General features: G+C 71.5%; 17 protein-coding genes. 8 read left to right on the plus strand and 9 right to left on the minus strand.

Annotated elements, in window-relative coordinates; genetic code table 11:
* The first annotated feature begins 146 nt into the window (after positions 1 to 146).
* Positions 147 to 1,151, plus strand: coding sequence for an aldo/keto reductase (locus ABZ876_RS26075; RefSeq protein ID WP_361785845.1), 1,005 nt, complete (start codon positions 147 to 149; stop codon positions 1,149 to 1,151).
* 26 nt (positions 1,152 to 1,177) lie between these two features.
* On the plus strand, positions 1,178 to 1,786 hold the full coding sequence (locus ABZ876_RS26080; RefSeq protein WP_361785848.1) for a TetR family transcriptional regulator: 609 nt from the start codon (positions 1,178 to 1,180) through the stop codon (positions 1,784 to 1,786).
* 130 nt (positions 1,787 to 1,916) lie between these two features.
* Here the strand turns inward: ABZ876_RS26080 and ABZ876_RS26085 are convergent, their stop codons facing one another.
* The 3 genes from ABZ876_RS26085 to ABZ876_RS26095 all read right to left on the minus strand — a co-directional run bounded on the left by ABZ876_RS26085 (position 1,917) and on the right by ABZ876_RS26095 (position 4,102).
* Entirely contained in the window at positions 1,917 to 2,375 is a 459-nt protein-coding gene (locus ABZ876_RS26085; protein ID WP_361785851.1) for a VOC family protein, read from the minus strand.
* Positions 2,376 to 2,385: 10 nt separating this feature from the next.
* Positions 2,386 to 2,586 (minus strand): hypothetical protein, encoded by a 201-nt coding sequence (locus ABZ876_RS26090; protein ID WP_361785854.1) that lies wholly within the window; start codon positions 2,584 to 2,586, stop codon positions 2,386 to 2,388.
* Between the two features lie 88 nt (positions 2,587 to 2,674).
* Complete coding sequence (locus tag ABZ876_RS26095; RefSeq protein WP_361785857.1) at positions 2,675 to 4,102, minus strand: MFS transporter; 1,428 nt, start codon at positions 4,100 to 4,102, stop codon at positions 2,675 to 2,677.
* A gap of 101 nt (positions 4,103 to 4,203) precedes the next feature.
* Here ABZ876_RS26095 and ABZ876_RS26100 point away from each other — a divergent pair, with 101 nt between their 5' ends.
* Positions 4,204 to 5,193 (plus strand): helix-turn-helix domain-containing protein, encoded by a 990-nt coding sequence (locus ABZ876_RS26100; RefSeq protein ID WP_361785860.1) that lies wholly within the window; start codon positions 4,204 to 4,206, stop codon positions 5,191 to 5,193.
* Between the two features lie 75 nt (positions 5,194 to 5,268).
* On the opposite strand, the gene ABZ876_RS26105 is transcribed toward ABZ876_RS26100, so the two are convergent.
* Positions 5,269 to 6,714, minus strand: coding sequence for an MFS transporter (locus ABZ876_RS26105; RefSeq protein ID WP_361785862.1), 1,446 nt, complete (start codon positions 6,712 to 6,714; stop codon positions 5,269 to 5,271).
* Between the two features lie 105 nt (positions 6,715 to 6,819).
* Between ABZ876_RS26105 and dusB the strand changes: the two genes are divergently transcribed.
* Positions 6,820 to 7,989 carry a tRNA dihydrouridine synthase DusB gene (gene dusB / locus ABZ876_RS26110; RefSeq protein ID WP_361785865.1) on the plus strand — a complete coding sequence of 390 codons (1,170 nt, stop codon included), beginning with the start codon at positions 6,820 to 6,822 and terminating at the stop codon, positions 7,987 to 7,989.
* A 280-nt stretch (positions 7,990 to 8,269) separates the two neighbouring features.
* Here dusB and ABZ876_RS26115 read toward each other — a convergent pair whose 3' ends face one another.
* From ABZ876_RS26115 to ABZ876_RS26125, 3 genes are all read right to left on the minus strand, one after another.
* Positions 8,270 to 9,928 (minus strand): sulfatase-like hydrolase/transferase, encoded by a 1,659-nt coding sequence (locus ABZ876_RS26115; RefSeq protein ID WP_361785898.1) that lies wholly within the window; start codon positions 9,926 to 9,928, stop codon positions 8,270 to 8,272.
* Between the two features lie 779 nt (positions 9,929 to 10,707).
* Positions 10,708 to 12,645: a glycogen debranching N-terminal domain-containing protein gene (locus ABZ876_RS26120; protein ID WP_361785868.1), complete on the minus strand. Its 1,938-nt coding sequence runs from the start codon at positions 12,643 to 12,645 to the stop codon at positions 10,708 to 10,710.
* The gene (locus ABZ876_RS26125; protein WP_361785871.1) at positions 12,642 to 14,285 is read right to left on the minus strand and encodes a hypothetical protein; all 1,644 of its coding nucleotides are present in this window, start codon (positions 14,283 to 14,285) and stop codon (positions 12,642 to 12,644) included. The genes ABZ876_RS26120 and ABZ876_RS26125 overlap by 4 nt, the downstream gene beginning before the upstream one ends.
* Before the next feature lie 120 nt (positions 14,286 to 14,405).
* Here ABZ876_RS26125 and ABZ876_RS26130 point away from each other — a divergent pair, with 120 nt between their 5' ends.
* The 4 genes from ABZ876_RS26130 (at position 14,406) to nirD (ending at position 22,291) form a co-directional block, all read left to right on the plus strand.
* Positions 14,406 to 15,626, plus strand: a complete 1,221-nt coding sequence (locus ABZ876_RS26130) for an ROK family protein (RefSeq protein ID WP_361785874.1) — start codon at positions 14,406 to 14,408, stop codon at positions 15,624 to 15,626.
* A 495-nt stretch (positions 15,627 to 16,121) separates the two neighbouring features.
* Positions 16,122 to 18,815 (plus strand): pyruvate, phosphate dikinase, encoded by a 2,694-nt coding sequence (ppdK, locus tag ABZ876_RS26135; protein WP_361785877.1) that lies wholly within the window; start codon positions 16,122 to 16,124, stop codon positions 18,813 to 18,815.
* A 519-nt stretch (positions 18,816 to 19,334) separates the two neighbouring features.
* A complete protein-coding gene (gene nirB / locus ABZ876_RS26140; RefSeq protein ID WP_361785880.1) occupies positions 19,335 to 21,944 on the plus strand; it encodes a nitrite reductase large subunit NirB in 2,610 nt (869 codons plus the stop codon).
* On the plus strand, positions 21,941 to 22,291 hold the full coding sequence (nirD, locus tag ABZ876_RS26145; RefSeq protein WP_361785883.1) for a nitrite reductase small subunit NirD: 351 nt from the start codon (positions 21,941 to 21,943) through the stop codon (positions 22,289 to 22,291). Before nirB ends, nirD begins: the two co-directional genes overlap by 4 nt.
* A 28-nt stretch (positions 22,292 to 22,319) precedes the next feature.
* On the opposite strand, the gene ABZ876_RS26150 is transcribed toward nirD, so the two are convergent.
* Both ABZ876_RS26150 and ABZ876_RS26155 read right to left on the minus strand, forming a co-directional pair.
* Entirely contained in the window at positions 22,320 to 22,907 is a 588-nt protein-coding gene (locus tag ABZ876_RS26150) for a class F sortase (protein WP_361785901.1), read from the minus strand.
* Between the two features lie 181 nt (positions 22,908 to 23,088).
* The gene (locus ABZ876_RS26155; RefSeq protein ID WP_361785886.1) at positions 23,089 to 23,613 is read right to left on the minus strand and encodes a hypothetical protein; all 525 of its coding nucleotides are present in this window, start codon (positions 23,611 to 23,613) and stop codon (positions 23,089 to 23,091) included.
* Between the last annotated feature and the right edge of the window lie 347 nt (positions 23,614 to 23,960).

Here is a 23,960-nt window from a genome sequence, read left to right on the forward strand (position 1 = left end):
GTCAATAGGTCTGGACCAGATTGAAGGGGCTGCTCGCCACCCCTTCGGCGAATGACAGATGACAGCTGACAGATATTGAAATCTGTCAGCTGTCATGCCATGCTGAGGGCATTCCGACCACGCTCACCGAGAACCCAGGAGTCGTCATGCGCACCCGTCAGCTCGCAACCACCGGCCCCCGTGTCTCCGCCCTCGGCCTCGGCTGCATGGGCATGTCCGCCCTCTACGGCGACGCGGACCGGGCCGAGTCCATCGCCACCATCCACGCCGCTCTCGAGGCAGGCGTGACCCTGCTCGACACCGGCGACTTCTACGCCATGGGCCACAACGAGATGCTGATCGGCGAGGCCCTGCGCGCCGCGCCCGCCGCACGCCGCGAACAGGCGCTGGTGAGCGTCAAGTTCGGTGCCCTCCGCGGCCCCGACGGGGGCTGGACCGGGTACGACGGCCGCCCTGCCGCCGTGAAGAACTTCGCCGCGTACTCGCTTCAGCGCCTCGGCGTCGACCACATCGACGTCTACCGCATCGCCCGCCTCGACCCCGACGTCCCGATCGAGGAGACGGTCGGCGCGATCGCCGAACTCGTCGAGAAGGGGTACGTCCGCCACATCGGCCTCAGCGAGGTCGGCGCCGAGACCATCCGCCGGGCCGCCGCCACCGCCCCCATCGCGGACCTCCAGATCGAGTACTCGCTGATCTCGCGCGGTATCGAGGACCGCATCCTGCCCACCACCCGCGAACTGGGCATCGGCATCACGGCGTACGGGGTGCTCTCCCGCGGTCTGATCTCCGGCCACTTCACCCGCGACCGGCAGCTGGCCGCGAACGACTTCCGCTCCTTCTCGCCCCGCTTCCAGGGGGAGAACCTCGACCACAACCTCGGCCTGGTCGACGCGCTGCGCAGGATCTCCGAGCAGAAGGGCGTGAGCGTGGCGCAGCTCGCGATCGCCTGGGTGCTCTCGCGCGGTGAGGACATCGTTCCGCTGGTCGGCGCCCGCACCCGGGAGCGGCTGTCCGAGGCGCTCGGTGCCCTCGACGTGACCCTGGACGAAGGGGATCTGGCGGCCGTCGAGGCGGCCGTGCCGGCGGACGCGGCGGCCGGCGACCGTTACCCCGCGATGCAGATGGCGCACCTCGACAGCGAGCACTGACCGTGCCGCCGGGTACCGTCTGAGTCATGTCACCGACCACCGAGACCCTGACCGCCGAGCGCATCCTCGAAGCGACCGAGGAGGTGCTGCGCCGCCACGGCCCGGCCAAGGCCACCGTGGTGGACGTGGCCCGTGCGCTCGGCGTCAGCCATGGCAGCGTGTACCGCCACTTCCGTACGAAGGCGGCGCTGCGCGAGGCGGTCACCCAGCGGTGGCTGGACCGCGCATCCGGCGCTCTGTCCGCGATCGTCGAGCAGGACCGCGACCCGGAGGCGCGGTTGCGCGACTGGCTGTCGGCCCTGTTCGACGCCAAGCGGCACAAGGCGGGCGACGACCCGGAACTGTTCGCCACCTTCACCGTGCTGACCGGGGAGAACAGCCGTGTGGTGGACCAGCACATCGAGGACCTCACCGCCCAGCTCACGGAGATCCTCCGGGATGGCGCCGCCCGCGGCGCGTTCACCCCGGCCCTCGACCCGGCGGTCACGGCCCGGGCGGTCTTCCACGCGACGGGACGGTTCCACGACCCCGCCTACGCGGGGGAGTGGCGGCGGCCCGGGATCGAGGCGGAGTTCGAGGCGGTGGTGGATCTTCTGCTGCGCGGGCTACGGGCGGCGGGCCGTTCCGGCGCCTAGCGCCCCCCGGGAGACACCGACGAGCCGTTGCCGGATCGCCCCGCTCGGCCGGGGCACTCACCGTGCTGCAGCGGGAGATCCCGGCGGTGGTGCCGGCGCCGCGCCCGCCTGGTGCCGCTATGCGGCCAGGTCAGGCCACGCAGAACTCGTTGCCCTCCGGGTCCCGCATGACCCACCAGTGGCCGGCCGGGCCCTTGTCCACTTCCTCGACGCGGGTGGCGCCCAGCGACTCCAGACGCGCCACCGTCGCCTCCCGGGCCTCCGGTCCCGCGTGCACGTCCAGGTGCAGGCGGTTCTTGGTGCTCTTGGGCTCGGGGACGTCCTGGAACAGGATGCGGCGGCCCCGGCCGATGCCCGTCTCCTCGTCGTAGGGGTCCTCGGGATGCCGGATCGAGGCGAAGCCTTGGAAGACGCGGGTGCCGTTGTGCTCAGCGACCGCCGCCTCCGGCAGCGCACCGGCCGTCAACAGGCGTTCGATCAGTGCGCTGTTGTCCTCGACCGCGTATCCCAGCGCCGCCGCCCAGAAGTGCGCGAGGGCGGGGGCGTCGTCCGTGTCGACGACGAGTTTCCAGTCAAGTGCCGTCGTCATACGAGCAGTTCTACCTTGGGTCCACGGTCGCCTGGTGGGCCTCCGCGAGATGTTCCTCCGCCTTCAGCCATGGCAGGAACTGTGCGTTCCTGCGCCAGCCGCATGTGTCGCAGCTGATCGTGCGCTGCACCCCGGTCCGCCGCACCAGCACCACGTGTTCGCGCCCGTGCTGGTCCCAGCGACTGACCTTGCTCACGTTGATCTGCAGCATGACGCCTCCAGGGAGTACCCGTCCGCTCGCGCAGCAAGGAGTGTGCAGCAAACGGAAGATCGACGGTGGCGCAACGGAGGCTTTGGCCCTAGCCGATCGTGCGCGGCAGCCGCAGGCTCAGGGCCACCGTCAGGGCGATCCCGGCCAGCTGCACCAGGAGCGTGGTCACCAGCGCGCCCCGCATGCCCGAGCCGGGCACCAGGGAGAGGAAAAGGGAGCCGAGCGTCGCCACGCCCAGCGCCAGTGCCGACTGCTGAGTGGTGATCACCAGACCGCTGCCCACGCCCGCCCGGGCCGGCGGCACCTCGGACAGGGTGATCCGCAGCAGGATCGGGAGCTGGAGCGCCTGGCCGGCACCGGCCACCGCCGCGCCCGGCAGCAGCTCCAGCACGCCCAGATCGGGCCAGGAACGCCAGGCGGTGAGCGCCATCAGCGCAACGCCGACCGCCTGGATCAGCCCGCCGGCCGTCACCACGCGAGTGCCGAAGCGGCCCACCAGCCGCGGCCCGCACAGCGACACCACGAAGAACGCCAGCGCCATCGGCGTGAGCGCGAGACCCGCCGGGACCGGACCGAGCCCGGCCCCCCGCTGCAACGCCACCGCGATCACGAACATGAAGCCGCTGAAGCCGATCGAGAAGGGCACCAGCATGACCAGCCCGCGCCGCAGCGAGGTGAGCGCGAGCAGACTCGGCGGCACCAGCGGCGTACGGCCCTGCCGGTCCGCCCTGCGCTCCACCGCGTGGAACGCCCACGCCGCGAACGGAAACGCGGCCAGCGAGAGCCAGGTCCACAGCGGCCAGCCCGTCGCACGGCCCTCGGTGAGCGGGGCGAGCAGCGTCAGCAGTGACGCCGCGAGCAGCACGGTGCCGGGGCCGTCCACCGGCTCGGGGTGCCGCGAGCGGGTCTCGGGCACCGCCCGCGCGGCCAGGACCAGGCCGACGGCCACGACCGGGACGTTGACGAGGAACACCGAGCGCCAGCCGGTGCCCGCGATGTCCGCGGCCACCAGCACTCCGCCGAGGATCTGCCCGGCCACCATGGAGAGCCCGGCCGTAGCGCCGTACAGGCCCATGGCCCTGGCGCGGCGCTGCCCGCTGGTCGCCGCCTGGATGGTGGCCAGCACCTGCGGCAGCATCGCCGCGGCCGCCGCGCCCTGGGCGGCGCGCGCCACGACCAGGGTCCAGGCGTTCGGGGCGAGCCCGCATGCCAGCGAGGTGATCCCGAAGGCCGCCATGCCGCCGAGGAAGAACTCGCGCCGGCCGAAGAGGTCGCCAAGTCTGCCGCCGAGGACGAGCAGGACGGCGTACGACAGCCCGTACCCGGAGACGACGAGTTCGAGGACGGGCTCGCCCGCGTGCAGGTCCCCGCCGATCGTGGGGAGGGCGACGTTGACGATGAAGAAGTCGATCAGAGGCAGTGCCGCGCCCAGCAGCACCGTGAACAGTCCGAGTCCGCCCAGCGATGGTGTCGCCAACGGGGAACGGACGGTACGGGAAGAGAGAGTCTCGGTCACGGCATCGAGCTTGCGCCGACCCTCAGGGTGGTACCAGAGTCTCTTTATCCTGGTACAAGCACTACCTGGCAACAGGGTCCGGGGGGCGGCAGGCTGGGGGCATGGCGACCATGGTGCAGTACACGGCGACGGCGCGGGAGACGACCGGGCAGGAGGCACGCGCGACGCCCGCGTCCGAGATCCGGCGGCATGAACTGGCGGCGTTCCTGCGCCATCGCCGCGAGCACCTCACCCCCGAGCAGGTCGGGCTGCCCCGCGGCCGGCGCCGCCGCACGCCGGGGCTGCGCCGCGAGGAGGTCGCCCAGCTCTCCGCGGTCGGCGTCACCTGGTACACCTGGCTGGAACAGGCCCGGGACATCCAGGTCTCCGTCCAGGTCCTCGACGCCCTCGCCCGTGCGCTGCTGCTCGACGCGAGCGAGCGTGAGCACCTGTTCAACCTGGCCGGGGCCGTCGACCCCGCGCCCGGCGCGCACTGCTCGCCCGTCACCGAGGCCCAGCGTGCCCTGCTGGAGCAGCTGGAGCCGATTCCGGCCTGTATCCAGAACAGCCGGTACGACATCCTCGCCTACAACCGCACATACGGGCTTCTGCTGTGCGACCTCGACGCCGTCCCGCCGGCCGACCGCAACTGCATGCTGCTCTGCTACACCGACCCCGACTGGCAGGCGTCGATCGTCCTGCTCGAGGAGAGCATGCGGGTGATGGCCGCGAAGTTCCGTGCCGCCATGGCCGGCCACCTCGGCGAACCCGCCTGGAAGATGCTGCTCAAACGGCTGTCGGCCGAGTCCGCCGAGTTCCGTCAGGCGTGGGAGCGGCACGAGGTGGTCGGCGCCCGCAGCAAGCGCAAGCAGTTCCGCAACGCCCACGTGGGTCTGCTGACGCTGGACCACACGGATCTGTGGCTGAAGCCCCACAACGGGCCGCGGATGGTGACGTACGCGCCGGCCGACGCGGGGTCCCGTGCGGGGCTGGAGCGGTTGCTTGCGGTCGCGTTGGAGCGGGAGCGGGAGCGGGAACAGCAACGGGAACAGGAGCGGGAACAGGAACGGCAACGGGACGCGGATCGCGAGGGAACGCGGGCGGCCGTCTAGTACGGGCCGCGCGTCCGTCGTGGGCGGCCGCGGGGCGGAGGCGGTGCGGCTCCGCGCCCCTGATGGGGCGCCTTGCTATGCGCCCACGCCCGCCGCGTCCCGTATCTCTCGCTCCTGCAGCAGCTCGGCCGTGCGCTCGGCCGTCCTCCTGGCCCACCGGCCCGAGGTGAGCGCGCCCAGGGACAGCACCGCGAGACCGCACACGGTGAGGATCCACCAGGCGGGGCGGGCGGCCGAGACGAAGGTGTCCTTGTACGGCCCGGAGCCCACGCCCGAGACCAGCACCGCGCCGACCACCGCGACGCCTAGGGTCTGGCCGAGCTGGCGGCTGGTGGAGGCGATGGCGGCCGCGACACCGGCCTGCGCGCGCGGCATGCCGGAGACGGCGGTGTTGGTGATGGGGGCGTTGACGAAGCCGAAGCCGATTCCGAACAGGACGTAGCCGACGAGCAGCGTGGCGTTGGACGTCTCCGCCTCGAACGCGGCGAACAGCACGGCGCTCGCGGTCATCGCGCAGCCCGCGATCAGCAGCGGCAGACGCGGGCCGCGGCTGCCGACCAGGCGGCCGGACAGGGGGGCGCACAGGAACGTCGGCGCCGCCATCGGGAGCATCCACAGGCCCGCGCGCAGCGCGTCCAGGCCGCGCACGTTCTGCAGGTACAGGGTGGACAGGAAGAGGAAGCCGCCCAGGGCCGCGAACGCGCTGATCGCGATCACGGTGGCCCCGCTGAACGGCGCCGAGTGGAAGAAGCGCAGGTCGATCAGGGGTTCGGTGCGCCGGGGCTCGTACCACAGCAGGCCGGCCAGGGCCACGAACGCGAGGACCGCGAAGGGCAGGACCCTGCCGAGGCCCGCGTCCGGGGCCTCGATGATCGCGTACGTCAGGGAGCCGAACAGGGCGATCACCAGCAGCTGGCCGACCGGGTCGGGGCGGCGGGCCTTGGGTGCCCGGGACTCGGGGACGAAGCGCAGGGTGAGCAGGAGCGCGGCGAAGCCCACCGGCAGGTTGACCCAGAAGATCGAGCGCCAGCCCACCGACTCCACCAGCAGCCCGCCGACCAGCGGGCCCGCGGCCATCGATATGCCGACCACGGCACCCCAGGCGCCGATCGCGCGGGCCCGCTCCCTGGCGTCGGTGAAGGTGTTGGTGATGATCGACATGGCGACCGGGTTGAGCATCGAGCCGCCCACCGCCTGCACCATGCGGAACACGACCAGCAGTTCCAGGCTCGGGGCGAGGGAGCACAGCAGCGAGCCGCCGCTGAAGACGACGAGACCCGCCATGAAGACCCGCTTGCGGCCGATCCGGTCGGCCGTGGAGCCCGCGAGCATCAGCAGCGAGGCCAGCACCAACGTGTAGGCGTCGATGGTCCACTGGAGCCCCGACGTCGTCGCGTGGAGCCCACGCTGCATCGACGGCAGTGCGACGTTCAGGGCGGTGATGTCGAGGCTCACGATCAGCAGGCTCATACAGCAGATCGCGAGCACCAGCAGACGTCGGCGGTGGCTGAGCTCGGGCATGCGACCCATCGTAGCCGATTTCGATAGTGCGGTTAACTAATGACCGATACAAGGTCATCGGCGGACCGGTGCCGAGTACCCCGTGGCGTGCGTGACAATGGGGGAATGCCGACGCCCACGCCCACGCCCACGACGACCCCGACGAACGCGGCGTTGCAGATCGGTCCGCACGCCGTACGGCCGCCCGTCGTGCTCGCACCCATGGCCGGGATCACCAACGCCCCCTTCCGCACGCTGTGCCGGGAGTTCAGCGGCGGCAAGGGCCTGTTCGTGAGCGAGATGATCACGACCCGGGCGCTGGTCGAGCGCAACGACAAGACCATGCAGCTGATCAAGTTCGACGCGAGCGAGCAGCCACGCTCGATCCAGCTGTACGGCGTCGACCCGGCGACCGTCGGCAAGGCCGTCCGCATGATCGCGGAGGAGGACCTGGCCGACCACATCGACCTGAACTTCGGCTGCCCGGTGCCGAAGGTGACCCGCAAGGGCGGCGGGTCGGCGCTCCCGTACAAGCGGAACCTGTTGCGGGCGATTCTGAGTGAGGCCGTGAGCGGAGCGGGTGACCTGCCGGTCACGATGAAGATGCGCAAGGGCATCGACGACGACCACCTCACCTATCTCGACGCCGGCCGGATCGCCGTCGAGGAGGGTGTCACAGCCATCGCCCTGCACGGCCGCACCACCGCCCAGCACTACGGCGGCACCGCGGACTGGGACGCGATCGCGCGGCTGAAGGAGCATGTGCCGGAGATCCCCGTGCTCGGCAACGGCGACATCTGGTCGGCCGAGGACGCGCTGCGCATGGTGCGCGAGACGGGCTGCGACGGCGTCGTGGTCGGCCGCGGCTGTTTGGGGCGTCCGTGGCTGTTCGCGGACCTGGTGGCGGCGTTCGAGGGACGGAAGGGAGATCTCGCACAGCCGGCCCTGCGTGAGGTCGCCGACGTCATGGTCCGGCACGCCACCCTGCTCGGCGAGTGGATCGGCGACGAGTCGCGCGGAGTCATCGACTTCCGCAAGCACGTGGCCTGGTATCTGAAGGGCTTCTCCGTCGGCTCGGAGATGCGCAAGCGGCTCGCGGTCACCTCCTCGCTGAAGGAGCTGCGGACCGGCCTCGACGAACTGGACCTCGACCAGCCCTGGCCGGCCGGCGCCGACGGGCCGCGCGGCCGGACGTCCGGCAACAACCGGGTGGTGCTGCCGGACGGCTGGCTGAAGGACCCGTACGACTGCGCGGGCATCGGCGAGGACGCGGAACTGGACACGTCCGGGGGCTGAACCGGGAGCACTCGGCCCGGACACGCGCACTCGGCCCGAGTACGAGCACGGGAGGGGGCCCGTCGCCGACGAGCGTGCGTCCTGACGCAGGCGAGGGCGCGCCTCCTGCACCGGGCGGGGATTGCCGTGGGGCGTGGAAGAGTTCCGGTCCGCAGGCCGGGGGCGCGTGCCCGCCCCCGGCGAGGCGGCGCCGGGGCGCCGAGGTGTGTCTCCGGGCCCGGGCGGCGGGGAGGCAGCGCCCGGGCCCGGGAGCCGGAGGGTCGAGGCCCCGGGAGCCGGGTCAGCCCTTCGACGGGTGCGGGGTGGAGCCGTATGCCGTCAGGAAGCGGTCGCGGAAGGCGCTCATCTTCCACACCGGCGCGTTGTGCGCGGGCCGCAGGCCGTCCGACCAGCCCCAGTCGGCGATCTTGTCGAACACCTTCGGGTCCTTCGCGACGATCGCGCACGGCACATCACGACTTGCGTGGTTGCCGCTGACCCGGGAGATCGGCTGGTGGTCGCCGAGGAAGACCAGGACCGTGTTGTCGTTGCCGTAGCGCTCGAGCCACTGGGTCAGGGCGGTCACCGAGTACTGGACGGTCTTGCCGTACTCCTCCTTCGAGCGGGTGGAGTCGGCGATGATGTCCGCCGGGTCGTTGCCCGCCTTCTGGATGCCGTCGAAGATCGAGCCGTTGCCCAGCTGGTCCCAGCCGACCATCTTCGGGATCGGCGCCCAGGGCTGGTGGCTGGAGGTCAGGATGACGAACGACGCCAGCGGCTTGTCGTGCTTCTTGCCGTGCACCCGCTTCTGGAACTGCTCCAGCGCGTACTGGTCCGGCATGGTCGACCAGCTGAACTTCGGTCCCTTGTAGCCCAGTTGGAAGGCGTTGTAGACCTTGTCGAGGCCGTACCACTTCGCCTCCGGCCAGCCCTTCTGCACACCCGGCATCACGCCGACCGTGTCCCAGGCGCCGGTCTTCTTGAACGCCTCGGTGAGGGTGAGGTGGTCGCTCGCGCTGACCGTGCGGTAGCGGTGCTGGTTGTTGACCCACAAGCCCGACATGAACGTGGAGTGGCCGAGCCAGCTGCTGCCGCCGTACGTCGCCGAGGTCAGCCAGCCGCTCTTGGCGTGGAAGCCGGCCTTCGCCAGGGCCTGGGTGCTGGCGTCGAGCGTCCTGTCGACGCCGGGCGCCATGATCGGGTCCTCGACGGCGCTGCGGCCGTAGCTCTCGATGAACGTGAAGATCATGTCCTTGCCGCGCAGATCGGGCACGAGCTGGGAGCCCGGGGTGTTGCCGAAGGCGTCGACCTTCGCGGTCCTGGAGAACTCCCGCTCGTCGCGGACGGTCGCCCGGATACCGTCGGAGCGGTACTGGAGCATCGTGACCGTGTGCTCGGCGGCCAGCGGCACGCCGCCCACCTGGAGGCTGAGGGCCTGGCAGGTCATCCACACCATGCTCAGGACCAGGACGGTACGGGTGGTGGTGGCACGGTGCCGGGCCATCAGATTGCTGAGCCGGACGACGGCGAGCGCCGTGACGCCGAGGATGACGACGGGGATGGCGAGGGCCGCGAGCAGCACGCCCAGGGCGCCCGTGCCGCCCAGCGTGTCCTGGAGATAGGAGTAGGCGTCGCTGAAGAGCGGCCAGTCGAGGATGACGTTGAAGCCGCGGCCGAGGTACTGGTGGAAGCCGATGTCCAGCAGGTTGAGCACGGTCAGCACGCCGAGCACGACGCCGCCGAGCCAGGCCGCGATCAGCCGGGGCCGCCGGGGCAGCGCGGTCAGCACGACGGCGCCGATGAGCGCCTCCACCGGGAGCCGGATGAACTCGGCGATCCGGATGTTCTCCGGCCGGTTGGGCATCACGAACGAGACGACGACGAGCAGGCCGGCGAGCACGGTGACGGTTATCCCGATGACACTCGCGGCCAGGGGATGACCGTCCTGCCAGGCCCGCAGCCGCCGCCTCCACCCGGAGCGGGCGGGGGCCGGGACAGGGACGGTCCCGGCAGGGGTGGACTCCTCGGCGGAGGTGTCCGCGGCCGGCTCGCCGGGAGCCGAGGGTGCCGACGTGTCGGTCTGCTCGGGTGCGGGTGTGTCCGGCTCGTCCGTGGGCGGGCGCCTCGGTGTCTCCGCAGACGGTTCCTTCGCCGGCTGCTCTTCCGCCGGCTGTTTCTCTGCCGGCTGTTTCTCCGGCGGCTGCTCTTCCGCCGGCTGTTTCTCCGCCGGCTGTTTCTCCGGCGGCTGCTCTTCCGCCGGCTGTTTCTCTGCCGGCTGTTTCTCCGGCGGCTGCTCTTCCGCCGGCTGTTTCTCTGCCGGCTGTTTCTCCGCCGGCTGCTCTTCCGTCGGCTGCTTCTCCGCGGCCCGGTCCCCCGACGACGGTTGCTCCGCAGGCTGTTCCCCCGCAGGCTGTTCCTTCGCCGACTGCTCCTCCGACGCCGGCACCGGGGCGGCCGGTATGCCCTCTGCCTCCGGCCGTTCCTCCTCCGCTGGCAGGACCCCGTCGGTGACCGCCCCAGCCTTGTCCGTCTTCTGTCGTTGGCGTGTGTTGAGAGGCAACCCGAGGGTCCTTCCATGCGAAGCCCGTGGTGGAGGGGCGGGCCACGCTGGGGAGGCTGGACCCGCCGTCATCCCGTACGGGCAGCCCCGGGCATACGTTCAAGCCGACCGCCCCAGCGCCCGGCAAACACCCGGCAAACCTGAGGTCAACCGGCCCGGACCGAGTGCACCGGCCCCGTCTAGGCGCCTCCGACCGCGGTGAGCAACGCGAGCGGTGTCGCTGCCGAGCGGGACTCCCGGGTGCAGGCATGCGGATACGGCACCGGCTCCGGATGCGTGTCGCGGCCGTAGCCCGCGAGCACCTCCGGCAGCCGGTGGCCCGTCGCCGTCGCCGCCTCCACCAGCGCGTGCGCCACCGTACGGGCCTCGTCGTGCAGCCCGTAGCGCGCCAGGCCCAGCGTGATCAGCGCGTTGTCGTGCGGCCAGACCGAGCCGCGGTGGTACGACAACGGGTGGTACGCCGCCTGGCCCGCGGCCAGTGTGCGCACGCCCCAGCCGGAGAAGAAGTCCGGCTCCAGGAGGCGCCGGCCGACCAGTTCGCCGTACTCCTTGTCCAGCAGGCCCGACCACAGCAGATGCCCCGCGTCCGACGCTAGCGCGTTCACCTGGCGGCCCTCGCCGTCCAGCGCGAGCGCGGGGAAGGCGTGCTCCTCCATCCAGAAGTCGCGCTGGAAGCGGTCCCGCAGGTCCCCGGCCGCCTGTTCGAGGAGCGCCGCGTACACCTCGTCGTCCCACACCGTGCGCGCCAGCTGCGCGGTGCGGCGCAGCGCGTCGTACGCGTAGCCTTGCGCCCCCGCCGCCATCACCGGCCCGTGCGGACGGCTGCCGTCGGCGGAGCAGATCGCGCCGGGGGAGTCCTTCCAGTTCTGGTTGGCGAGGCCGCCCTGGTCGGCGCGGTAGACGAGGTAGCCGCGGGAGGTGAGCCCGCCGTGGTCCAGCATCCAGCCGACCGCCGCCCGGGCGTGGGTCTCCAGACGGCGGGCCGGCGTCAGGTCGCCGGTCTGCTCGACATACGCCCCCAGCAGCACCAGGAACAGAGGGGTCGCGTCGACCGAGCCGTAGTAACGCCCGTACGGCACCTGCCCGAAGTGCGCCAGCTCACCGTGCCGTACCTCGTGCACGATCTTCCCCGGCTGGGCCACCGAACGCGTGCTGACCTCGATCGCCTGCGTCGCCGCGAGCGCGGGCAGGGTGGCCGCGGCCAGCCGGGGGAGGTAGGGCAGCGCGAAGAGGGAGGTGAGAAGCGCGTCGCGGCCCAGCAGCGCGAGGAACCAGGGCGCGCCCGCGGCGGGGACGAGCAGGTCCTCGCCGTCGGGGCCGGTCGCCGGCACCTGGAGCGAGGCCAGGTCGGACAGGCCCCGCGCACACGCCGTGGCCAGCTCCGGCCAGCCGGTGGGGAACGCCACGCCCTCCATGAACTCGTCTTCCAGCGCGAGCAGTCGCTCGCCCGCGGCGGCAGGGGATGCGGGGACCGCCGGATCCTGCGTGATCCCGTGCGGGCGGGCGGCGACCCGCAGCAGCAGCTCCGCCGAGCCGTGCGGCTGAAGCTCCAGGGTCCAGACCAGGCGGCGGGCGCCCGTGCCGGTCTCCTCCACCGCATCCGGTGCGGGCTCGGCCGTGACGGTGGTACTGGACCGCCACTCGCCGCGCCGGTAACCGAACTCCACGCCGTCGTCGAGGATGTCACGGGAGCGTACGGCGCCGGACTTGGCGTACGTACGGTGGTCGGAGCGCAGCTCGAACTGGTCGGTGAAGTCGGCGTCCGCGGTCACCGCCACCCGGACCGTGGTCGGCACCGGGCGGTTGCTGGTGATTCGCAGCGACTCCACGAACACGCCGTCCACGACGGCCTGTTCACGGAAGAAGGTGTGCGCGGGCGGTTCCTGCCGGCCCCCGCGTGGTACGAGGATGCAGCGTGCCGTGTCCCCGTCGGCGACGGGCGAGAGCGTCTCGGGCACGGCACCGTCGACGGTGAGCTGCCACCGGCTCAGATGCCGTGCGTCCCGCACGAATAACCCGGCCGGGGAGTTGCCGCCCCGCACGCCGCTGATGTCGCCGCCGTCACCCACGGCGGCGAACGTGCCGCCGTGCACGAGCAGATGATGCCGGTTCGTCATCCCCGGTCCCCTCCCTTGTCACTTCTGTCGAACGTGCCGGTGCCCGTGGTGGATACGCCGTGCTCGGTAAGGGATTCCCCTTTATTCGGGTCCACCTGTGGGCGTGGGGGGTTGTGCAGCAGATCGAGGGTGAGCGCGGCGGTCCAGCCGAAGCCCTGCGTGCCGCACGCCTCGCCCGTGTACGGGTCGACGTACTCGGCGAAGTCCGAGGTGTCCGCCGTCTCCAGCAGGGCCTCGCGCAGGGCGTCGGCCGCCGCATGCTCCCTGTGTGTCCTCAGGCCGCGCTCCAGCAGCCAGCCGGTGTTGAACCAGGCCGGGCCGCGCCAGTACCGGTGCGGGTCGAACGCCTCACCGAGCAGGTCGTAGCTCGGCACCAGCCGGGTGACGCCGCCCAGTCCGAAGTGCGGCCCGGACAGCGTGCGCACGAGCGCCGCCGCGATGTCACGGGGGAGCGTGGGCAGGAGCAACGGAACGAGCCCGGAGACACTGCGCTCGGGGACGAGGGCGCCGGCGGGAGAGCGCCGCTTCGATGCGAGAGCACCGCTTCCTCCCGTTGCTGTCCCGCCCCGCAGGTCCCGGCAGAAGAACATCTCCTCGGCCGGGTCCCAGAGACGGTCGACGAGGGCCGTCGTCAGGCGCTGAGCGCGGGCGTGGCGGGCGGTGCCCGTCGCGCCCAACTCCCGTGCCGTCCATGCCAACGCGTGCTCCGACAAGATCAGCAGCGCGTTGAAGGCCGGGTCCTCCACCGCGAACTCGCCCACCCGTCTCCCGCCACCGCCCTCAGCCGAGGCCGTGCGGGCCACCCTCTCGTCTGCGCCGTCGGCGTATCCGCCGTCCCGGTAGTCCGTCGCCAGCCGCACGTACCGCCCGTAGTCCAGATCCGTCGGCCGGTCCTCGGGTGCGCCGTGGTCCAGGTCGGCACGGCGGAAGGAGCGGGCCGGGGCCGGGTTGATCCGGGACAGCGGCGCGTCCCAGGCGGGGCTGTTGTCCATGCCCTGTTCCCAGGGGTGCACCACCGAGACGAGCCCGCCGCCGCCCAGGTCCCGGCGGTGCAGCAGATAGCGGTGCCAGGCGGCGAGCCGCGGGTAGACGCGGGGCAGGAACCCGCGGGCCCTGGAGAGCACCGGGTCGGCTCGGTGCACCAGCCAGGCCGCCAGCGCGTGCACCGGTGGCTGCACGATGCCCGAGGTCTGTACGGTGCGCGGGGCGCCCGCAGCACGCCCCGCGGTCGAGGAGCGCCAGAAGTCGGGGCTCGGGAAGTACGCGTCGTGCGGTACGGAGGGATTGAAGACGATGTGCGGGATGCGCCCGTCCGCCCACTGGGCGTCGAGCAGCGTCTCCAGTTCCGTCTGCGCCCTCAGCGGGGACAGATGGCGCAGGCCGATCGCGATGAACGCCGAGTCCCAGGACCACTGGTGCGGGTACAGGCCGCGCGAGGGCACCGTGGAGGTTCCCGTCCAGTTGTCCTCGAGCACCTGCGCGGCCCTGCGGTGCAGCGTCCCCGAGTGTCCGGCGGGATCGTATACAGGAGGCCCGGATCGGGGGAGGCGGTGCGGACCGGACGTCGAGGGCGTGCCGGGGGTGCGCCCGGAACCGGCGGGTTCCGTACGACGGGCGGCGAGTTGGGTCGAGCGGTCCACTCAGGTCTCCCCGGAAGACGTCCTGTCGAGGGGTTCGGTAGTAGCTACCGTAGGGTTACGTCTATTTAACACGCAAAACTCACTATGTAAGGCAGAGTTGGTGAACGCAAGGGGGTCCGCATGAGTGGAAGGGCCGGAAAGCCGGGCAGTCAGGCCAGCGCCGGAGATCTGCTCGAGTTGGTGCGCAGTGGCCGTGCCACGACCCGGGGTGCCCTCCAGCAGGCCACGGGCCTGTCCCGGGCCACGGTGGGTCATCGCCTGGACCGTCTCTTCCGGGCCGGCTGGCTGCGCGAGGGAGCGGGCGGGCCGGTCGACTCCCCGCTCGGCGGGCGCCCTTCGATCACCCTGGAGTTCGACGACGCCCATGCCGTGGTGCTCGCCGCCGACCTGGACACCCGGCACGCCCGCGCCGCCGTCCTGTCGCTGGCCGGCGAGATCCTGGCCGAGCACGCCGGGGTCCTGGTCGTGGAGGAGGGCCCGGACGCCGTCCTCGGGGAACTGGGCCGCTGGTTCGGCCGGTTGATGGAGAAGGCGGGTCACCGGGCGCACGAGGTCTGCGGGATCGGGCTCGCCGTCCCCGGGCCTGTGGACAGCGACACCGGGCGGGTCGTGCAGCCGCCGATCATGCCCGGCTGGGACGGGTTCGACATCAGGGGGCGCCTGGGCCGCGCCTTCGCCGAGCACGCGCACGGCGCCGCGGACGTGCCCGTGCTCGTGGACAACGACGCGAACCTGATGGCGTACGGCGAACAGCGCACCGGGTACCCGGACTGCTCGGCGTTCGTGCTGGTCAAGGTGTCCACCGGCATAGGCGCGGGGGTTGTCGTCGACGGCCGTGTCTACCGCGGTGTGGACGGTGGCGCCGGGGACATCGGGCACATCCGGGTCCCCGCGGGCGCGGACGCGCTGTGCCGGTGCGGTTCCTACGGCTGCCTCGCCGCCGTCGCCAGCGGAGGCGCCGTCGCGCGCCGACTCGCCGAGGCGGGGGTGCCGGCCGCCTCCGGCTCGGACGTGCGGGACCTGCTGACCGCGGGGCACCCGGAGGCCGCCGCGCTCGCCCGGGAGGCCGGACGGCGGATCGGGGACGTCCTCGCGACGGTCGTGACCCTGCTGAACCCCGGCGTGCTGATGATCGCCGGGGATCTGGCGGGAACTCCGTTCCTGACAGGCGTGCGGGAACTGCTGTACCAGCGGGCATTGCCGCGTTCCACCGCGCACCTGGACGTGGTGACCTCCCGGCTCGGGGAGCGGGCGGGGCTGGTCGGGGCGGGTGCCCTGGTCGTCGAGCACCTCTACGCGCCGGACCGGGTGGAGGCACGGCTGCTCGCCCTCGGGGTGTGACGTGCTCTGCCGGTTCGCGAGGCGGTTCGGGGTCCCGGGCCGTGCCGTCGCGTTTCCGTCCGTATCCACGTCCGCGTGGTGAAATCGGACCTCCTCGCATAGCGTGATTCTCGCCACCCTTGATAGAGGTTGCGCTCAGATGAGCGGATCATGCGCGGCTGCACTTCTCAAAGGGTGGCACTGAGTGCCACCCTTTGATCGTTCATCGATCGAAATCAGACGTGCCGTAAGCCGCTCGTCTGAGCGATCAAACCGGCCTGAGGCCCCTTGTGTCTTCAAGAAGTGAAAACATCCCCGTGTCAGCGCTTGCGAAGCTTTGACTTTCGATCCAGTGGCGGACGAGTGGTTACAGGCGCATGACGCGCAAGTGGACGTACCCAGGCTCCTTTGATCTGGGTATGTTCCTCGCCGTCAGGGCAGCCATCGCGTCCTCGAGGAGTCGAGACCGTGTCGGAAAACAAAGATCCCCACGTAACTGAAAACGGCGTGGAGGGCGTGAAGTTCGTTTACGACTTCACCGAGGGCAACAAGGACCTCAAGGACCTCCTCGGCGGTAAGGGTGCGAACCTCGCCGAAATGACCAACCTCGGTCTGCCCGTTCCTCCGGGCTTCACCATCACCACCGAAGCCTGCAAGGTCTACCTGGACAGTGGCGAGGAGCCCGCGGCACTGCGTGACGAGGTGAGTGCGCACCTCGCCGCCCTCGAGGAGCGGATGGGCAAGAAGCTCGGCCAGGCCGACAACCCGCTGCTGGTCTCGGTCCGTTCCGGCGCCAAGTTCTCCATGCCCGGCATGATGGACACCGTCCTGAACATCGGTCTCTCCGACAAGTCCGTGCAGGGTCTGGCCCAGCAGGCCGGCGACGACCGCTTCGCCTGGGACTCCTACCGCCGGCTCATCCAGATGTTCGGCAAGACGGTCCTCGGCGTCGACGGCGAGCTCTTCGAGGACGCGCTGGAGAAGGCCAAGGAGACCAAGAAGGTCACCGACGACACCCAGCTGGACGCGGCCGACCTGAAGAAGCTGGTCACCAGGTACAAGAAGATCGTCAAGACCGAGGCCGGGCGCGACTTCCCACAGGACCCGCGCGAGCAGATGGACCTCGCCATCAAGGCGGTCTTCGACTCCTGGAACGGCGACCGCGCCAAGCTCTACCGCCGTCAGGAGCGCATCCCGCACGACCTCGGCACGGCCGTGAACGTCTGCTCGATGGTCTTCGGCAACCTGGGCCCCGACTCCGGCACGGGCGTCGCCTTCACCCGCGACCCCGCCTCCGGCCACCAGGGCGTGTACGGCGACTACCTCCAGAACGCGCAGGGCGAGGACGTGGTGGCGGGCATCCGCAACACGGTCCCGCTCGCCGAGCTGGAGCGGATCGACAAGAAGTCGTACGACCAGCTGATGCAGATCATGGAGACCCTGGAGAACCACTACAAGGATCTCTGCGACATCGAGTTCACCATCGAGCGCGGCCGGCTGTGGATGCTCCAGACCCGCGTCGGCAAGCGCACCGCGGGCGCGGCCTTCCGCATCGCCACGCAGCTGGTGGACCAGGGCCTGATCGACGAGGCCGAGGCGCTCCAGCGCGTCACCGGCGCGCAGCTCGCGCAGCTGATGTTCCCGCGGTTCGACGAGAGCGCGAAGGTCGAGCAGGTGGGCCGGGGCATCGCGGCCTCGCCGGGCGCGGCGGTCGGCAAGGCGGTCTTCGACTCGTACACGGCGGTCAAGTGGTCGCGCTCCGGCGAGAAGGTCATCCTGGTCCGCCGCGAGACCAACCCCGACGACCTGGACGGCATGATCGCGGCCGAGGGCATCCTCACCTCCCGCGGTGGCAAGACCTCGCACGCGGCCGTGGTCGCGCGCGGCATGGGCAAGACCTGTGTCTGCGGCGCGGAGGAGCTGGAGGTCGACACCAAGCGGCGCCGGATGACGGTGCCGGGCGGGCACGTCGTCGAGGAGGGCGACGTGATCTCCATCGACGGCTCCTCGGGCAAGGTGTACCTCGGTGAGGTCCCGGTCGTTCCGTCCCCGGTCGTCGAGTACTTCGAGGGCCGGATGCACGCCGGCGCGGACGACGCCGACGAGCTGGTGGAGGCCGTGCACCGGATCATGGCGTTCGCGGACCGCAAGCGGCGGCTGCGGGTGCGGGCGAACGCGGACAACGCGGAGGACGCGCTGCGCGCACGGCGCTTCGGCGCCCAGGGCATCGGCCTGTGCCGCACCGAGCACATGTTCCTCGGTGACCGCCGTGAGCTGGTGGAGCGCCTGATCCTGGCGGACACCGAGGTCGAGCGCGAGGACTCCCTGAAGGAGCTTCTGCCCCTCCAGAAGCAGGACTTCGTGGAGCTGTTCGAGGCGATGGACGGCCTGCCGGTCACCATCCGCCTCCTCGACCCGCCGCTGCACGAGTTCCTGCCCGACATCACCGAGCTGTCGGTGCGCGTGGCGCTGGCGGAGTCGCGCCAGGAGCCGCACGAGAACGAGCTGCGCCTGCTCCAGGCCGTGCACCGTCTGCACGAGCAGAACCCGATGCTGGGCCTGCGGGGCGTGCGCCTCGGACTGGTGATTCCGGGCCTGTTCACCATGCAGGTACGCGCGATCGCCGAGGCGGCCGCGGAGCGCAAGGCCGCCAAGGGCGACCCGCGCGCCGAGGTGATGATCCCGCTGGTCGGTACGGTCCAGGAGCTGGAGATCGTGCGTGAGGAGGCGGACCGGGTCATCGCCGAGGTGGAGGAGGCCACGGGGACGCAGCTGAAGCTGGCGATCGGCACGATGATCGAGCTGCCGCGTGCCGCGCTGACGGCCGGACAGATCGCCGAGGCCGCCGAGTTCTTCTCCTTCGGCACCAACGACCTCACCCAGACGGTGTGGGGCTTCAGCCGGGACGACGTGGAGGCGAGCTTCTTCACGGCGTACCTGGAGAAGGGCATCTTCGGCGTCTCGCCGTTCGAGACGATCGACAAGGACGGCGTGGGCAAGCTGGTCCTCGACGCGGCGAAGGCGGGCCGGGAGACCCGGCCCGACCTGAAGCTCGGTGTATGCGGCGAGCACGGCGGCGACCCCGAGTCGGTGCACTTCTTCCACGAGGTGGGACTGGACTACGTGTCCTGCTCGCCGTTCCGGATCCCGGTCGCCCGCCTCGAGGCGGGCCGGGCGGCCTCGCAGTCGGAGGGCAGCGACCACCGCTGACGCACACCGCAAGACCTCCGGAGCCGTCGTCGGTACCCGACCCTCACCGACTCACGAAGGCGGCTCCGGACCATCCAGAGAGGGCGGCATCCCTGTGCGGGGGATGCCGCCCTCTCGTCGTACCCGGACGCCGTGCCGTACCCCGGCGTCCGCCCCTCACACCAGCGTCCAGCCCCCGCTGAGCGCAGCGTTCCGCCCGGGAAACAGACGTGATGCGGCCGGGTAACGTCGGCGCCGCACGCTGCGGTGCATGACTTCGGACTCGGACATGCGTGCTGCCACGGTCGGCGCCGGACCCACGGGGGTGCGGAGCCGCGCCGGCGTGCGGAGCCGCACCGAGCCGCAGGGGCCCGGCCGCCGCGGTGGGCTCCACAGGCCCGCCCCGCACCCGGGGCAGCGCCCCGTCCGCCCCCGGATCACCCCGCCCGACCGCGCGGCCCAGGAGGCCCCCCGCCCGGATCGGCCCGTACCCCTCGACGCCTCGCAGCCGCACCTGCCCACCCCCGATGGAGGCTCCTGATGTCCACGACCGCATTTGCTGGGGACCGGCCCCGCACCACGATCGTGCTCGTCGGCCACGGCATGGTCGGCCAGCGCTTCCTCGAAGCGCTCGCCGAGCGCGGCCTGACCGCCACGCACCGGGTGGTCGTGCTGTGCGAGGAGCCGCGTCCGGCGTACGACCGCGTCCAGCTGACCTCGTACTTCTCGGGCCGGACGCCCGAGGACCTCTCCGTGACCGACATGGAGTTCATCGCCGCACACGGCATCGAACTGCATGTCGGCGACCCGGCGGAGACGATCGACCGCGAGACGCGGAAGGTCACCTCACGCTCGGGCCTGACCGTCGGCTACGACGTCCTCGTACTGGCCACCGGCTCCTACCCGTTCGTGCCCCCGGTTCCCCGGAGGGACGCCGAGGGCTGTTTCGTCTACCGCACGATCGAGGACCTGCTCGCGATCGAGGAGTACGCGAAGTCGAAGGCGACGACCGGTGCGGTGGTGGGCGGCGGTCTCCTCGGGCTCGAAGCCGCGGGCGCCCTCAAGGGCCTCGGACTCGACACCCACATCGTGGAGTTCGCTCCCCGGCTGATGCCCGTGCAGGTCGACGACGGCGGCGGCGCCGCGCTGCTGCGCACCATCGAGGACATGGGCCTGTCCGTGCACACAGGCGTGGGCACCCAGGAGATCGTGACCGGCGAGGACGGCTCGGTCACCGGCATGAAGCTGTCCGACGGTTCCGAACTCGCCACCGACATGGTGGTGTTCAGCGCCGGCGTCCGCCCCCGCGACCAGCTGGCCCGTGATGCGGGCCTGGCGGTCGGCGAGCGCGGTGGCATCACCGTCGACGAGCAGTGCCGCACCGTCAGCGACCCGCATGTGTTCGCGATCGGCGAGTGCGCGCTGGCGGCGGACGGCCGGGTGTACGGCCTGGTGGCCCCCGGGTACGAGCAGGCGGAGACCGCGGCGGCCACGATCGCCGCCGACGAGGCGTCCTTCACCGGCGCCGACCTCTCCACCAAGCTGAAGCTGCTCGGCGTCGACGTGGCGTCCTTCGGTGATGCGCACGGCACCACCGAGGACTGCCTGGACGTCGTCTACTCGGACGCCCGCGCGGGCCTGTACAAGAAGCTGGTGATCGGCCGGGACGGCACACTGCTCGGCGGCATCCTGGTCGGCGACGCGGAGGCGTACGGCACCCTGCGCGCCTTCACCGGATCCGTCCCGCCGATCGCCCCCGAGTCGCTGGTCCTGCCGGCCGGTTCCGGGGAGTCCGCCCAGCTCGGCCCGTCGGCGCTGCCGGACGAGGCGATCATCTGCTCCTGCCTCAACGTCTCGAAGGGCACGATCCGGGGCGCGGTGACGGAGCACTCCTGCACGACCGTGCCCGAGGTGAAGAAGTGCACCAAGGCCGGTACCGGCTGCGGCAGTTGCGTGAAGGTGCTCGGCCGGCTGGTCACCGCCGAGCTGGAGGCGTCCGGCGTCGAGGTCGACAAGGGCCTCTGCGGCTGCTTCGGGCAGACACGTGAGGAGCTGTACGAGATCGTCCTCGCGCTGCGCATCGACACATACCAGGACCTCCTCGACCGCTACGGCCGCGACGGCGCCCGGGGCGGCGACGGCTGCGAGATCTGCAAGCCGGCCATCGCCTCGATCATCGCCTCGCTCGCCCCGACGATCGGCGCGAGCGGCCACGTCCTCGACGGCGAGCAGGCCGCGCTCCAGGACAGCAACGACCACTTCCTCGCCAACCTCCAGAAGAACGGCTCCTACTCGGTCGTCCCGCGCATCCCCGGCGGCGAGATCACCCCCGAGGGCCTGATCGTGATCGGCGAGATCGCCCGGGACTTCGGCCTCTACACGAAGATCACCGGTGGCCAGCGGATCGACATGTTCGGCGCACGCGTCGAACAGCTCCCGCTGATCTGGGCCCGGCTGGTGGACGCCGGCTTCGAGTCCGGGCACGCGTACGGCAAGGCCCTGCGCACGGTGAAGTCCTGCGTGGGGCAGACCTGGTGCCGTTACGGCGTCCAGGACTCCGTCCGGATGGCGATCGAACTGGAGCTGCGCTACCGGGGGCTGAGGTCCCCGCACAAGCTGAAGTCGGCGGTGTCGGGTTGTGCCCGCGAGTGCGCGGAGGCCCAGTCGAAGGACTTCGGCGTGATCGCCACCTCCAACGGCTGGAACCTGTACGTCGGCGGCAACGGAGGCGCCACCCCGCGCCATGGGGATCTGCTGGCGCAGGACCTGTCCGACGCGGAACTGATCCGCCTCGTCGACCGTTTCCTGATGTTCTACATGCGCACCGCCGACCGCCTGGAGCGCACCTCGACCTGGCTGGAGCGGATCCCGGGCGGCCTGGACCACGTCCGGGAGGTGGTGGTGGAGGACTCCCTCGGCATCGGCGAGGAGCTGGAGTCGCTGATGGCCGACCACGTGACGAACTACCGCGACGAGTGGGCGGCGACCCTCGACGACCCCGAGAAGCTGGCCCGTTTCGTGTCCTTCGTCAACGCCCCCGACACCCCCGACCCGGTCGTCGGCTTCGTCTCGGAGCGCGACCAGATCAAGCCCGACCTGCCGCTGCTGTCCATCGGCACGCGACCCCTGGAAGGAAGTGCCCAGCGATGACCCTGGCACCCGAGAGGACCGCCCTGAGCGTCCAACTGCGTCTTGGCGACGACTGGTTGACCATCTGCGACTTCGCGCGGATGACACCCGGCCGCGGGGTGGCGGCGCTGCTGCCGGACGGCCGCCAGGTCGCCCTGTTCCTGGACCGGGCGGGCAGGCTGTACGGGATCGACAACCGCGACCCGTTCGGCGGTGCCGCCGTGCTCTCCCGCGGTCTGACCGGCACCCACGAGGGCCGGCCGTTCGTGGCCTCGCCGCTGCTCAAGCAGCGTTTCGACCTGGTGTCCGGGCAGTGTCTGGACGACGGGACCGTGCGGCTGGCGACATACGAGGTGCGGGCGGCCTGAACGCGGCGGCGGTCCGTGAAGGATGCGGTCAGCGGCCCCGGCTGCCGGTCAGATGCGCGAAGACGACCACGTTCCCCTGGTAGCCCGTCGTGCTCGAGTAGCCGCCGCCGCAGGTGATCACCCGCAGTTCGGGGCGGGGTGCCGCTCCGTAGACCTTCTGGTCGGGGAAGTCCCTCGCCGCGTACACCTCGACCGCGTCGACCGTGAAGACGGCCGTCGACCCGTCGCGCCGGTCGACCTCGATCGTGCCGCCCCTGCGCACCGCGCCGAGGCCGTAGAAGACCGCCGGGCCCTCGGTGTTGTCGACGTGCCCGGCCACGATCGCGGTGCCCGTCTGGCCGGGCATGGTGCCCGCCTCGTACCAGCCGGCGAGGTTCTTGTAGCGGGCGGGCGGGACGTCGAGGCTGCCGGTCCGTGTCAGCCCGAGTCCCATCAGCGGGGCGTCCACGCGTATCGAGGGGATGCGTATCCGGTCGGGAGGCGAGGGCGGCAGCGCGGACGCGACGGAGCGCCCGGGGCCGGTGTCCGCGACCGCCTGGGCGATCGAGGGCTGCGGCGGTGCGTGCGTCTCGGCGGCGCCGCGCAGCAGCCACACTCCGGAGCACAGGGCCGCCATCGTGAGGGTCGCTATGGCGACGTCGCCGACCGTGCCGGGTCTGCCGACCTTGCGCACGTGGTGCTCCTTCCGGGACCGGGGCCCGGGGCCTTTGGAACCCCCTCCGGGCCGCGAGGGGCAGTCGGACCCGGAGGGGGATGGGGGACGGCGGTACCGGCCGACGGACAGTGCGGGGTGTCCGTCACATCCCGTCGCCTCTGAGCCGGCGATGCAGGAGCCAGGTACCGCCCGCGGCGGCGACGGCGAGAGCCGCCACACCTGCCGCGCTCTTCACGGGGTCGGGGCCCAGTGCGCCGCCGACCCCCGTCTTCACGCTTCCACGCGGCTGTGCCTGGTTGCCGGCCGCGGTGAGGGTGACCGTCAGATCCCCGGTCACGGTGGTGTGCCGGGCGCCGGAGCACTGGGCGACGATCTCGTACGTTCCCGGCTGCGCGCCCGGCGGGACCCGAAAGCGCCCGATCGCGTCCTGATGGTGCGTGCCGGGCGCCAGGACGAACACGCCGGCCCCGACCGCGCTGGCGTCGCCCGACGCCGCGCCGTCCGCGCCGCACGCGGCCGTGTTGACGGTGACCTGCGAGCCGGGGACGACGGCGGAGGGATAGACCTCCAGGATGCCGCTGTCAACGGCGTACGCGGGCACGGCGACGAGCCCCGCGGCGCCGAGGGCGAGCGCGGTACCGGTCAGCAGACGGGCCGTACGTCGCATCGTGTGTGCTCCTTGGACAGGGCACGGCCCGCGACATCCCCAGCGTGCCGCTGTGTCGGTCGTGCCCCTGCCCTTCCGAGGAAAAGGCCACTCGGCCGTGGCCGCTCGCTGACGGTCCGTCAGAAATGCGGCGAACGGGTGTCGACGGGGCCTCATACGAACCCCTATGACAAGCGTTTGAGCAGGTCATCATGGGTGTGGCCGGTATCTCGCGAAAGAGAACCCGAAGGGCGCAAGCCTGGCGGCGGGCGGGTGAACGAAGAAGCGGCCGCCCGAAGCCTCGGGCTTCGGGCGGCCGGCCGGGGGGGTGGGCCCGGGGGCGGGGCGCCGAGGGTACGGCCCCCCGC

Origin of the sequence: Streptomyces sp. NPDC046931, from assembly GCF_040644655.1 — a bacterium.
Lineage (GTDB): Bacteria > Actinomycetota > Actinomycetes > Streptomycetales > Streptomycetaceae > Streptomyces.

Bases quoted from the DNA above. Each gene is read 5' to 3' on its own strand.
- ABZ876_RS26155 (WP_361785886.1), bottom strand. From the start codon at position 23,613: ATGCGACGTACGGCCCGTCTGCTGACCGGTACCGCGCTCGCCCTCGGC.
- ABZ876_RS26120 (WP_361785868.1), bottom strand. From the start codon at position 12,645: ATGACGAACCGGCATCATCTGCTCGTGCACGGCGGCACGTTCGCCGCC.
- ABZ876_RS26150 (WP_361785901.1), bottom strand. From the start codon at position 22,907: ATGGCGGCCCTGTGCTCCGGAGTGTGGCTGCTGCGCGGCGCCGCCGAG.
- ABZ876_RS26130 (WP_361785874.1), top strand. From the start codon at position 14,406: ATGAGTGGAAGGGCCGGAAAGCCGGGCAGTCAGGCCAGCGCCGGAGAT.
- ABZ876_RS26080 (WP_361785848.1), top strand. From the start codon at position 1,178: ATGTCACCGACCACCGAGACCCTGACCGCCGAGCGCATCCTCGAAGCG.
- nirB (WP_361785880.1), top strand. From the start codon at position 19,335: ATGTCCACGACCGCATTTGCTGGGGACCGGCCCCGCACCACGATCGTG.
- ABZ876_RS26100 (WP_361785860.1), top strand. From the start codon at position 4,204: ATGGCGACCATGGTGCAGTACACGGCGACGGCGCGGGAGACGACCGGG.
- ABZ876_RS26105 (WP_361785862.1), bottom strand. From the start codon at position 6,714: ATGCCCGAGCTCAGCCACCGCCGACGTCTGCTGGTGCTCGCGATCTGC.
- nirD (WP_361785883.1), top strand. From the start codon at position 21,941: ATGACCCTGGCACCCGAGAGGACCGCCCTGAGCGTCCAACTGCGTCTT.
- dusB (WP_361785865.1), top strand. From the start codon at position 6,820: ATGCCGACGCCCACGCCCACGCCCACGACGACCCCGACGAACGCGGCG.
- ABZ876_RS26075 (WP_361785845.1), top strand. From the start codon at position 147: ATGCGCACCCGTCAGCTCGCAACCACCGGCCCCCGTGTCTCCGCCCTC.
- ABZ876_RS26090 (WP_361785854.1), bottom strand. From the start codon at position 2,586: ATGCTGCAGATCAACGTGAGCAAGGTCAGTCGCTGGGACCAGCACGGG.
- ABZ876_RS26085 (WP_361785851.1), bottom strand. From the start codon at position 2,375: ATGACGACGGCACTTGACTGGAAACTCGTCGTCGACACGGACGACGCC.